The 11,944-nt window shown below is 43.5% G+C and carries 8 protein-coding genes; 6 read left to right on the forward strand and 2 right to left on the reverse strand.

Features of this window, described 5'->3' with window-relative positions; all coding sequences use genetic code 11:
• Positions 1 to 19: 19 nt before the first annotated feature.
• From AAFN85_RS16125 to AAFN85_RS16150, 6 genes are all read left to right on the forward strand, one after another.
• Positions 20 to 1,042 (forward strand): histidine kinase, encoded by a 1,023-nt coding sequence (locus tag AAFN85_RS16125; protein WP_347528630.1) that lies wholly within the window; start codon positions 20 to 22, stop codon positions 1,040 to 1,042.
• Complete coding sequence (locus AAFN85_RS16130) at positions 1,039 to 1,800, forward strand: LytTR family DNA-binding domain-containing protein (protein ID WP_347528631.1); 762 nt, start codon at positions 1,039 to 1,041, stop codon at positions 1,798 to 1,800. The genes AAFN85_RS16125 and AAFN85_RS16130 overlap by 4 nt, the downstream gene beginning before the upstream one ends.
• A 210-nt stretch (positions 1,801 to 2,010) precedes the next feature.
• Positions 2,011 to 3,339, forward strand: a complete 1,329-nt coding sequence (locus AAFN85_RS16135; protein ID WP_347528632.1) for a TolC family protein — start codon at positions 2,011 to 2,013, stop codon at positions 3,337 to 3,339.
• A gap of 5 nt (positions 3,340 to 3,344) precedes the next feature.
• Positions 3,345 to 4,403 (forward strand): efflux RND transporter periplasmic adaptor subunit, encoded by a 1,059-nt coding sequence (locus tag AAFN85_RS16140; protein WP_347528633.1) that lies wholly within the window; start codon positions 3,345 to 3,347, stop codon positions 4,401 to 4,403.
• Between the two features lie 141 nt (positions 4,404 to 4,544).
• Positions 4,545 to 7,673 (forward strand): efflux RND transporter permease subunit, encoded by a 3,129-nt coding sequence (locus tag AAFN85_RS16145; protein WP_347528634.1) that lies wholly within the window; start codon positions 4,545 to 4,547, stop codon positions 7,671 to 7,673.
• Between the two features lie 104 nt (positions 7,674 to 7,777).
• Positions 7,778 to 8,800, forward strand: a complete 1,023-nt coding sequence (locus AAFN85_RS16150; protein ID WP_347528635.1) for a hypothetical protein — start codon at positions 7,778 to 7,780, stop codon at positions 8,798 to 8,800.
• Between the two features lie 308 nt (positions 8,801 to 9,108).
• Here AAFN85_RS16150 and AAFN85_RS16155 read toward each other — a convergent pair whose 3' ends face one another.
• A complete protein-coding gene (locus AAFN85_RS16155; RefSeq protein ID WP_347528636.1) occupies positions 9,109 to 10,335 on the reverse strand; it encodes a hypothetical protein in 1,227 nt (408 codons plus the stop codon).
• A gap of 226 nt (positions 10,336 to 10,561) precedes the next feature.
• On the reverse strand, positions 10,562 to 11,941 hold the full coding sequence (locus AAFN85_RS16160; RefSeq protein WP_347528637.1) for an efflux transporter outer membrane subunit: 1,380 nt from the start codon (positions 11,939 to 11,941) through the stop codon (positions 10,562 to 10,564).
• Positions 11,942 to 11,944: the final 3 nt, after the last annotated feature.

The following is an 11,944-nucleotide window of genomic DNA, read 5'->3' on the forward strand; positions in this document are numbered from 1 at the left end:
TTCAGATACATTTGTATATATGTTCAAAAGCTACTATCTCAAATGGTACCTCATTGTTACCGGTGTGCTCGGCAGCGCAACAACGCTTAGCCTTCTGTTACGTCATGATAGTTTTAATGGGGTTAGATGGTGGGAATATCCCGAATATGCCTTCCAACTGGCTGTAGTATTATTTGTATGCTGGTTTGTGCACGGCATCTTTTTACTACACGATTTCAAGTGGTTAAATAGCTATTCAAAACACATTGTAAGTAATGTTTTAGCAACTGTATTTACATTTTCAACAAGTTTTATACTTTATCATCTGCTGCCCAAAAGTTCATTAAGGGATAGCGGCGTCCCTTTCGATAGTTTATCAGATATGGCCATCCATCTACTTGGGGCATTTTTAGCAAGCCTTGTCTCTTACGTGGTATTTTACAGCGTGCATACCAACCTGGCTTTACAAAATTCCAAATTGGAGAATGAGATTTTGGAGCAGGAACATTTGCGCGCGCAGCTGATATCGTTGCAGCAGCAGATCAGTCCGCATTTTTTGTTTAACTCGTTAAGCACGCTCAAAACGTTAACGAGCGAGCAGCCTACTAAAAACTATATTGTACAATTGGCCTCGGTATATCGCTATGTATTGAATTTTAACCAGCATTACCTTACGCCTTTAAGAGATGAACTTACCTTTATCCGGTCGTACCTGTTTATCATGACAACCCGTTTTGAGGATTCGCTCCAGGTAAGCATTGATGTGCCGGAAGAGCATCTTGGCTATATGATCCCGCCGCTTTCGGTACAGTTACTGATAGAAAATGCCATTAAGCATAACATGATCTCGGCCGAGCATCCATTGCATATCAGCATCAAAACAGATAATACACCGGCCCTTATCGTATCCAACAACCTTCAGCTTAAAAAAATAGCCGAAGAAAGTACTAAAACCGGCTTGAATAATATTACCGAGCGTTACAAACTACTGGTTCATAAACCGATCCATATTATAAACGACGGAACAAACTTTAAAGTAATTTTGCCACTTTTAAATACATGAGAGTAGTAATTATTGAAGACGAGAGCAAAACAGCCAAAGAACTCCAGCGCATGCTGGAGCACCTGGATAATTCTATCCAGATCGAAGCTATCCTTACATCGGTTTCGGCGGGTATTAAATGGCTGCGTTCAAATCCTGCTCCTGAACTTATTTTTTCTGATATCCAGTTAGGGGATGGTTTAAGCTTCGAGATTTTCCGCGAGGTAAAAACAGAAACGCCGGTTATTTTTTGCACCGCGTTTGATGAATACGCCATCAAATCGTTCGAATCGAACAGTATCGATTATCTTTTAAAACCGATAGAAGAAGATGCCCTCACCAAAAGCCTTGAAAAGTACGCGCGTTTAAAAGAGCACCTGGTTGCCAGTACTGCCTACCCGCGTAACCTGAATAATGTGCTTACCCAGATGGATCCCAATTACAAACAAAGCATATTGGTACACTACCGCGATAAGATCATCCCGGTAAAAGTGATCGATATCCAGTTTATATACGCATCCGGCGGGGCGGTTTACATCTATCTTCCCAACGATAAAAACTACCCGGTACAATACACTATCGAGCAACTGGAAACGATGCTGAACCCACAGCAATTTTTCAGGGCGAACCGGCAGTTTATTATCAACAGGGATGCCATCAGCAATATTGAGCATTATTTTAACCGCAAACTGTACGTTGCCACCACCTGTGCTACTCCCGAAAAAATTGTGATAGGTAAACTTAAAGCGCAATCGTTTTTAAAATGGATTGAGCAATAAATCCGCTATTTTATTGCAATATTTATACAAAAGCGCTCCTGTGCTTTTCAGGCTCATATATAAATCCCCAAACCCTGTCCATTTCATTGACAGATTTGTCCATTTCATTCGCGGTTAAGGCTATAGCGTTATTAAGGGCCATAGTTTTGCATCATTAATTATTTAGTAACCAGTGCCCAAGGGTATTGAAACTACAGTTTGATGCAGATTATGAAAAAAAATACATTATTGGCTTTGATCTGCCTCCTGCCGCTCCAGCTGCTGGCCCAGCAACAATGGAGTTTAAAGGATTGCATTGATTACGGTCTGAAAAATAACCGCAGCAACGCGGTTTACGAAAACGAAAAACGCGCGGCCGACGCGAAGGCCAAAGAAGCACTGGCCGATTATCTCCCCAAAGTAAGCTTAACCGGAACTTTTGATGATAACTTAAAAGTGCAGCAATCCATCATTCCGGCGGGTATTTTCGGGCCGGATCCGGTTAAAGTGGCCTTTACACAAAAGTATAACACCAACGGTGTTGCCCAGCTCGATCAAACCATTTATGATCAGGCTTTACTAACCGGCTTGCAGGCCAATAAATATAATAAGCAACAGGCCGACCTCAACGTAAAGAAAAACGAGGAAACCATCATTTACGATATCAGCAACGCCTATTACCAGATCTATGTTTATCGCGAACAGTTAAGGTTGACAAAAGAAAACCTTGAAACCTATCGTAAGCAAATGGAGATCTCCCAGCTCCAGGTAAAAAAGGGTGTTACCCTGCAAAAAGACCTTGATAAGGTAACGGTTAATTACAATAACACCATATCGCAGATCCGTGTTGCCGAAAGCAACCTCGCCCTTTCGCAAAACCAGCTGAAATATAATATGGGCTATCCCATCAATACAAACTTGCCTGTTGATAGTACATCGAACGAAAAGATCAATACACCGGTTGCGCCCGTTAACGATGGCTTTGCTGTAGGTAACCGTACCGATTATCAACTTTCGCAGGTAAACACGCACTTGCTGGAGATAGATGAAAAACGAATTAAAGCCGGCGCGCTTCCGCGTTTAACCGGGTATGCTAAATATGGTTCGGTAGGTTTTGGTAATACCTTAGGCCCGGCATTCAGGGATCAGAATGATTACTCGGCCATTGGCTTGAAGCTAACCATCCCTTTATTTGATTTTTTTAAGCGGAACGCGCAGTACAGCCAGGCTAAATATAAACGGTTAAACGCTGTAGAAAACTTAAAGCTTGATGAAGGCAAATACCAGATGGAGTACGAAAATGCCAATACCAAGCTGATCAAGGCGCAGGCTAATCTCGACAACGATAAACGCAATATTGAACTGGCGCAATCGGTTTTCAGAACTACCGACCTGCAATTTAAAAAAGGCGTAACCGACCTTACCGACTGGCTAAACGCGCAGTACTCCATCAAAGATTCGCAAAATAATTACCTCAACTCCTTATACAGCTTTTACCAGGCCAGGCTTGATCTGGAAAAAGCAGCAGGTACCCTCAAAACTTTTTACAGCACACTTTAAAACATATGAAACGTAAATATATCATCGGCCTTATCATTGTGGTTTTATTGGCACTGATAGTTTTTAAGCTCGCATCCAATAAAAAAACACTCGACAAAAAGAACCAGCCTTCGCAGGATTCGGTTGTGCAGATCCCGGTAAAAGTTGCTGTAGCTAAAGAGCAGCTTCAGGCCCTCAACCTCATCAAAACCGGAACGCTGGCTCCTTTTAAAGAAGCGAAAGTACGTTCAACAACAGGCGGTACTATACAGCAATTGCGCTTTGAACTTGGCGATCATGTAACCGAAGGCCAGGTACTGGCGCTAATGGATACACGTTTAGCCCAGCTCGACCTGCAAAAAGCACAAACCAATGCCGCGAAACTTCACCGCGACTTGGATACTTATACGGAACTGCTGCAAGGACAAGCCGCAACGCAGGAAAAGGTTAATGAGATTCAGCAAAACTACCTTGATGCTGTTAACCAGGTAAACCAGGTTAAAAAACAAATTAACGATGCGGCCATCAAAGCCCCCACCAGTGGTACAATTTCTGAAAAACTGGTTGAACAAGGTGTTTATGCAAACGCGGGCACACAGATAGCAACCATTGTAAACCTTTCGCGGGCCAAGGTGCAGATCAACCTGACCGAGGCCGAGGTTTACCAGGTAAAACAAGGGCAGGCCGTAAAGATCACAACTGATGTAAACCCCGATGATGTATTTAACGGTAAGATCAGCTTTATCAGTCCGCAGGCAGATGAAACGCACAATTATAAAGTAGAGGTAATGGCCGGCAATAAGGAAGGCAACCCACTGCGTTCCGGAACTTTTGTTTATGCTGATTTCTCGCGTAAAACAACTCAAAATATCCTGCTCATTCCCCGAGACGCGCTTACCCAGGGTGTTAAAGATGCTTCTGTTTATGTGGTGGAAAACAATGTAGTTCATCAAAAGCAGGTTAAAACAGGGATCGAACTTAATGGCATGATCCAGATCATGAACGGACTTAAAGTGGGCGAGGTTGTTGTTACTTCCGGGCAAATCAATTTAAAGGATGGAGCACAAGTGTCTATCTCCAAATAAAAATAATAACGATGCAAAAAATCAACCTACAGGTTTTATGGCGGGCTTTGATTGGCCTTGTTGTACTGTTGCTGGTTATCATGCAAACCTGCCTTAAATTGAAGATTACGCAATCAGTTCAACTAACTAAAACGCAGACAGATGTCAATTACAGAGATTGCCGTTAAGCGGCCCTTACTCATCATAGTGATCTTTACGGTGCTGTTTATTTTCGGTGCCAGATCATACTCCAGTTTAAATTATAACCTGTTGCCCAAAATAGAGGTGCCTACCGTATCGGTAAGTACAGTATACCCCGGTGCCGCCGCCGCCGAGGTGGAAACTTCGGTTACCAAAAAGCTGGAAGATGCTTTTTCGTCGGTAGAAGGTTTGGATAAGATCAATTCAACATCGCAGGAAGGGATTTCCAGTGTTGTTGTGCAATTAAAAACGGGTACGGATGTTGACCAGGCCGAGCGCGATATCCAGCGCAAGGCAGATCAGATCCAGAACGATTTGCCGGATAATATCAATAAACCCATCGTTAACAAGATCAACCTGGAGGATGCCCCGGTTGTAAAAGCCGGCGTTACGTCCAAACAATCGCCAAAAGAGCTTTATGATTTTGTTGATAAGCAATTACTGCCCCTGCTGCAAAACGTTGCGGGTGTAGGCCAGGTAAATATTATTGGCGGCGATGAACGCCAGATCCAGGTAAATATCGATCAGGATAAAATGAAGGCTTACGGATTGAGCATTGCCTCCGTAGCCAACGCCATAGCCAAAGCCAACCAGTCGTTTCCGGCAGGTAGTATTGAAACCCGGAACGAACAGCAATCCATCCGCTTTGATGCTAATGTAACATCAACGGAGCAGATCAGTAATCTCATCATTCAGCAACGGCCTAAAGCTGGGAGTATTTATTTAAAAGATATTGGCGAAGTGGTAGATGCCACAGCCAAAACCACGGCCATTAACCATATCAACGGCATCCCATCCATCGGTGTGCAAATTGTTAAGCAAACCGATGCCAACGCGGTTGATGTGAGCAAGCATGTTAAAGAAAAATTCACAGAGATAGAAGCCCAATACAAAGCATCAGGATTGAAATTTACCGTATCGTCGGACCAGAGCGTATACACCCTGAAATCTGCCGACGCGGTAATGGAAGATCTTGGCCTGGCTGTATTGATCGTAGGCGTAGTGATGCTGGCCTTCCTGCACAGTTTCCGCAGCTCCATGTTCGTGTTGGTGGCCTTGCCATCATCTATTATTCCTACGTTTATCGCTATGTATTTTCTGGGCTTTTCGCTTAACCTCATGACGTTGATGGCGATGTCGCTGGTGGTTGGTATTTTGGTGGATGACTCGATAGTAGTACTTGAAAATATTTATAGGCACCTGGAAATGGGCCGCGATAAAGAAACCGCTGCGCTGGAAGGCCGGAGCGAAATTGGCTTTACGGCATTAGCTATTACACTGGTGGATGTGGTGGTGTTTTTGCCTATCTCGTTTGCCGGGGGCATTATTGGTTCATTGTTGCAGGAATTTTCATTAGTGGTGGTATTTTCTACGCTGATGAGTTTATTTGTATCCTTCACGGTAACGCCAATGCTTGCCGCCAAATTCGGCAAGATAGAAACCCTGAGCAAAACCACCTTGTGGGGTAAACTAAATCTCGGTTTTGAGCACTTTATTGATGTTTTAAAAGAGGATTATGGAGAATTACTGGCTATAGTGCTTCACAAAAAGCGCTGGTTACTCTCGGGCGTTATTGTGCTCATCATCGGCGCGATAGCGTTAGTACCGGCAGGTTTTGTAGGTGCGGCGTTTATTCCGAGTGCTGATCAAGGCGAGTTGCTCATCAATTTGGAACTTGCGCCTTCGGCATCAATTTACCAAACCAATATGGTAACGCAACAGGTTGAAAAGCTGATCATGAAACAGCCGGAAGTAGTGAGGGTGTTTTCGAGCGTTGGGTTTGTAACAGGCAGTGTTGCCGGAACAACCAATAACAGCAACCTTGCCGAGATCACCGTAAGCATGGTTGATAAAAAAGAACGCGATATCACTGCCGAAGAGTTTGGCGGCAAACTGCAAAAGATGCTCAGCGCCAAAATACCTGGTGTAAAAGTTACATCATCGCCAACCTCTATTACCGGCGGGGCTAACCAGGCACCTATCCAAATAGCTGTTAAAGGTGTTGATCTGAAAGCGGTACGTAACGTGGCCGAAGCTTATAAAAAGATAGTGGCCAAAGTACCGGGAACGCGCTTTGTTGAACTTTCTGTAAAAGATCAGAAACCACAGGTTGAGGTAAACCTGAACCGCGAAAAAATGACCTTATTGGGTATTGATGCCAGCCAGGTTGGTGCTGCGCTTCAAAATGCCTTTAGCGGCAATGACGACAGCAAGTTTAAGCAGGATGGTAACGAATATGATATCCTGATAAGCCTGGATAGTTATGATCGCTCGGATATCAACAACGTAAGGAACCTTTCATTTACCAATGCCGATGGGCAAACATTTGTGCTAAGCCAGTTTGCCCAGGTAAAAGAAGGCCTTGGCGAAAGCGTTTTACAACGGATTGACCGATTGGGTTCTATCACGGTAAACTCGTACGTTGTTGGTCGCCCGTCAGGTTCGGTTACTGCCGATATTAAAAAGAAGCTGCCGGAAGTTAAATTGCCGGAGGGTGTTTCGGTAGAGTTTTTGGGTGATGCCAAAAACCAGGCCGACGCGTTTGGAAGTTTATTCTTCGCCCTGGGTGTGGCTATTGTTTTGGTTTACCTGATCATGGTTGCCCTTTATGAAAACGCTATCTATCCTTTCGTAGTTCTGTTTTCTATCCCGGTTGCTTTGGTGGGGGCCTTGCTGGCCCTGGCTTTAACCATGCAAACGTTGAATATATTTTCACTTATCGGGGTGATCATGCTGCTTGGCCTGGTAGCTAAAAACGCTATCCTGATCGTGGATTTTACCAATCACCTCAAGGCGCAGGGGCATTCTGTTAAAGATGCTTTGATTGAGGCTGGAAAAGAAAGATTAAGGCCCATCCTCATGACTACCCTTGCCATGATATTAGGTATGCTCCCCATTGCCATAGCCAGCGGTGCCGGTGCCGAGATCAAAAATGGTATGGCCTGGGTAATTATAGGCGGCTTAACAAGCTCCATGATCCTTACGCTGTTTGTTGTGCCATCCATGTACCTCATTATCGAAAACCTGCTCCTGAAATTCAAGAGCAAGAAAACAAATACAGAAACACCGCTTTTAGAAGCCCATAATTAACATCTACATATGGCTCATTGTTGCCGGGGCAAGCTGCATAAAAATGCTGCTTGCCCCGGAATAATGGCTCTGCTTTGTCCCATTTTTTTAAATTCCGAACCCCTATGAAAATCAAATTTTATCTTGGCACTATTGTGCTGAGCACCCTGTTCACCGCTTCGTATGCGCAAAATACTAACCCGCTAACCCGGCAACGCATCATCGACTCGCTGAAAATGTCGGCCCTGTCTGATTATGCCACCCGCTATCCTATTTTAAGGCAAGGATCAATAGCTACCGATTTTTTAGGCGCACGTACTATAAAAGGCGAACTTAACGGTCATGATCTTTACGAAGGCAAAACGAATATCAGCCGCATCAGGGCAGCATTTAAAATACCTTTGGCCGAGTGGGGGAAAAATACCATAACAGGCGTGGTAAGCTACCAACAGATACATTTTGATACCAAAGATATCACCAGTTACAACCCGGCATTTTCTACCGCAAACCAAAGCCTGAACAAATCAACCGTTGGCTTCACAGCTACGTTCAGCCGGTCGGATAGTATTTTTAACCACCCGGTAACTTATTCGGCAAGTGTATCCGGACTTACGGATGAGCTTAGCTCGATAAAAAGGGTAAATTACAGCGGTACCTTGAATGTTCCGCTTAGTCACACAGCTACTTCATCATGGTCGGTTGGTGTCGCGGTTATTATCGATCCGTCTTCAGTATCACCGGTTGTGCCTTTTGTAAGCTACTGGCATAAATTTAAAGATGCCGATCTTGATCTGTTTGTTGATATTCCTTACCGCGTGGCCGTAAGAAAACAACTATCTAAAAAGAGCTGGGTATTTGCGGGCAGTGAATTAGGCGGCAGTCTTTTCTTTTTCGATCTGAAACAGCCTTCATTGCCGCAGAATAATATTTACACATCGTTAGATATCAAAACCGGTGCAACTTTTGAATATCTGCTGACCAAAAAACTTGTATTCGGTGTTAGCGGGGGCGTTTTCACAACCGCCCAGGCCCGCATATTTGATCACAATGCCAAACCTAACGACTACTTTTTCAGAACATCTAATGGATCGGTACCGTATGTTAGTTTCTCACTGTCGTTTTTACCATTCCTTAAAAGTTTGAGATAACAAAAGGATGTAGGAGCAGAACTGTCAAATTTATTGAAAGGTGAAGATCAAATCGACTCCTAAAAAAGCAATTAACAGCCTTAATGTAAATTTCAGAATAGCAAATATCTTTTTGGAATCAGGAGGTGTTGTGGAGAATCGTGACTGAACCTAAAAAGGTTATTTTTTGATAGCTTTCTATAGCTTGGTGAAACAAAAACAGCATTTTTGATGATTAAAATGCTGTTTTTTTGTTTTTTAGCGATCCCGGAGAGATTCAAACTCTCGATCCAATGAATTAGAATTATGAGCTTCCTTATTAGTACGGGTCACTTTGTTTTTTCAGATAACGTATACGCCCGACTGGCTATACCGAAAACTTTTTTGTCGCTACTAAAAAAATAGAAACTTTGCCTGGTAGTATTGCCGTTGTTGTAATTAAGTTCGATGCTGTAACCATCCAGCTTGTAGGTACCAGCTTTGTTTTTACTTGAATAGGCCGTTACGTTAGCACCCGGGCCATTGAAGCTTCCTCCTCCTGTACTTTCATACGTGAACTGACCATTATTGTTAAACGTAATATCGGTCGACGAGACAGTCATCGTGCCTCCTCCCATAGCGGTATTGCCCCCTCCGGTTAAGGAATTGTAAGATGCATTCAATTTTTCATTTGAAAAAGCAGGCATTGCCCAGTCCCACCAGCCGTTTTTCCATTCTTCTGGTTTTTCCTGCACTCCATTTTTGCTTCCCCTTTTAACAGTAATTATCTTTCCGTCCAACTTCCATGTACCCCATTTCTCTGGTTCCTGCTGCTTTGATTTCGCCACATTCAGGTCATAGGGGCTTATGTCTGGGTTCTGGTACATTGTACCATCTTTTAATAATAGGTAAGGTCTCCATACTATAAGTACCATTCCGCCTACACCAATTCCGGTTTCGCTATGCAAAGCTAAGCCGGCAATATCACTTTTTGGTATGCCTTTTCCCGGAGCGGTTGTAGGGGAAGCAGGCCTTGAGTTAGTCGATTTAGTTGTAGCCGGACGTTGAGTACCAGCGTCGGAGACCGTCGCTTTTGCAGTTCCCGATTGTGTTTCCTGCTTCATAAGCGCCGCGAAATGACCAGTGGCTATTTTGAGTGATGTTCCCTGGGTACCGGGCGACCATTTAACTTTAGCATATCTGATAGCGTTATTTGGCAACTTGTATGCAATGTATATCAAACCCCATTTTTTATTTTGCTGATCGGTTGCCATTACGGTATAAGTTGCAGCCGACTGTATATATTTTGCTATAGGTGCCGGCGAAACTAACGGCCCAGAATAGCCGGAGGCCGGCAAGTCTTTTACAGAGAAAACCTTGATCCATTCCATGAGATCATTAACCGGCTCCGTTTTAAGAGGCATGATATCGTATTCTAAATTACCATCGGGCGGCGTAAATTTATACTGTCCGCCAATTTCTTTCATATTCCAGCCGGGTATTGGCGTTATGCTGGTTTGAGAAAAGAGTAATACAGGAAATAGCAAGCCAATGATAACAAAGCCAGGGTATTTCATAGATAAAAGTTTATGTTACCTGGCTAAAAGCAAATTTTAGACCAAATCATCAACAATGGCAAACCAACATCCCGAATCTGAATTTTTTTCAAATTAGAAAGAATAGCAACCTCATTTTTTAAGTAATGCTATAATTAATTTCATTTATAGTTTAAATACATGCGCCTTTTAAACCCAAACGGCGACAATGTATATCGTCGCCGTTTGGGTTTGTGTCAACTTTCAATTACTGCCAACCACCGCCCAAGGCCCGGTAAACATATACAATAGCCTGCAATTGCTGTAGGCGGTCATCTACGCTGTTAAGTTTTGCTGTGAGCAGGTTTTGTTCGGCGGTAAGTACTTCGGTATAATTTGCCGAGCCATACCTAACCAGTTGTTGGGTATAGTTTACAGATTTATCCAGGTTTTGCAACTCATCTATCCGTGTGGCAGCTTTTTCACCCGCGGTACGGTACGACATTAGGGCGTTTGATACATCCTGGCTTGCGCTTAGCACGGTGTATTGAAAATCTAATAACGCCTGTTGCTGCTGCTCTTTTGCAACCTTTAAGCGTACCTTATTAAGGCCCTGATTAAATATGGGCTGCGTAATACCCGCGCTTAAATTGCCCACCAATGATCCTAACCCGAAAAATGAATTGTAGCTTGAATATCCGCTTGATCCTGTAAGGGAAATGCTTGGATAAAAATAAGTGCGGGCCACATTAGTAAGTTCAAATGCATTCCTGAAATTATATTCGGCTGCCATTACATCGGGCCGGTTGGCAAGCATTTGCGCCGGGATGCCAGGGGTAAGGATAGTTATTGGTTGTTGCATAGCTATTTTACTCCGTTTAACCGGGCCTGGAACGCGACCTAATAATAGGTTAATGATATTTTCGGTTTGCCATATGGATTGTTTCAGATCCGGAATGGTTACCTGTACAGCGTATTTACTGGCCTCACTCTGTACAACCGCGGCGCCGGTAACCACATCCGAAACTTTTAAGGATTTCATGGTGTTAACCGTAGTCTGCCAGTCCTTTACACTTTGCTCGGTAATGGCCAGTTGATCGTCTAAAGCCATCAGGTTATAATAGTTGTTGGCAATATCCGCTATCAACGTGGTTTGTACAGCCCTTGCATTTGCTGTTGATTGCAGCAAAGAAGCCAATTGTGCTTTTTTCGCGCTTTTTAATTTGCCCCATATATCGGCCTCCCAGCTTGCTGTAAGTTCTGTACTATAAACACGTCCCCTCGCTGCCGAACTGAAATTTTGAGGGTTTGCCGCCCCGGATAATGATAAACCGGCATCTGCGTTTACAGATGGATAAAAAGCCAATTTACTTTGATCAAAATAAGCCTGTGCCTGCCTGGTTACCGAATAGGCTTTTTGAAGATCGATATTATGGTTAATCCCTTCTGTAATGAGGCTTTGTAAAACGGTATCGGTAAAAACCTGGTTCCAGTGCAATTTAGCTATCGAGTTGGTATCTGTACCCGTATAATCCCTGAAAAGCGCGGTATTACCGGCATCAGGAGCCTTGTATGGTTTGGTTACATTGCAGGCAGCTAATATGGCCAAAACGCCTGCAAATGCTATATTTTTTATGATAGTTTTCATTTG

Source organism: Mucilaginibacter sp. CAU 1740 (assembly GCF_039839285.1).
GTDB lineage: Bacteria > Bacteroidota > Bacteroidia > Sphingobacteriales > Sphingobacteriaceae > Mucilaginibacter.

Bases quoted from the DNA above. Each gene is read 5' to 3' on its own strand.
- AAFN85_RS16125 (WP_347528630.1), top strand. From the start codon at position 20: ATGTTCAAAAGCTACTATCTCAAATGGTACCTCATTGTTACCGGTGTG.
- AAFN85_RS16130 (WP_347528631.1), top strand. From the start codon at position 1,039: ATGAGAGTAGTAATTATTGAAGACGAGAGCAAAACAGCCAAAGAACTC.
- AAFN85_RS16135 (WP_347528632.1), top strand. From the start codon at position 2,011: ATGAAAAAAAATACATTATTGGCTTTGATCTGCCTCCTGCCGCTCCAG.
- AAFN85_RS16140 (WP_347528633.1), top strand. From the start codon at position 3,345: ATGAAACGTAAATATATCATCGGCCTTATCATTGTGGTTTTATTGGCA.
- AAFN85_RS16145 (WP_347528634.1), top strand. From the start codon at position 4,545: ATGTCAATTACAGAGATTGCCGTTAAGCGGCCCTTACTCATCATAGTG.
- AAFN85_RS16150 (WP_347528635.1), top strand. From the start codon at position 7,778: ATGAAAATCAAATTTTATCTTGGCACTATTGTGCTGAGCACCCTGTTC.
- AAFN85_RS16155 (WP_347528636.1), bottom strand. From the start codon at position 10,335: ATGAAATACCCTGGCTTTGTTATCATTGGCTTGCTATTTCCTGTATTA.
- AAFN85_RS16160 (WP_347528637.1), bottom strand. From the start codon at position 11,941: ATGAAAACTATCATAAAAAATATAGCATTTGCAGGCGTTTTGGCCATA.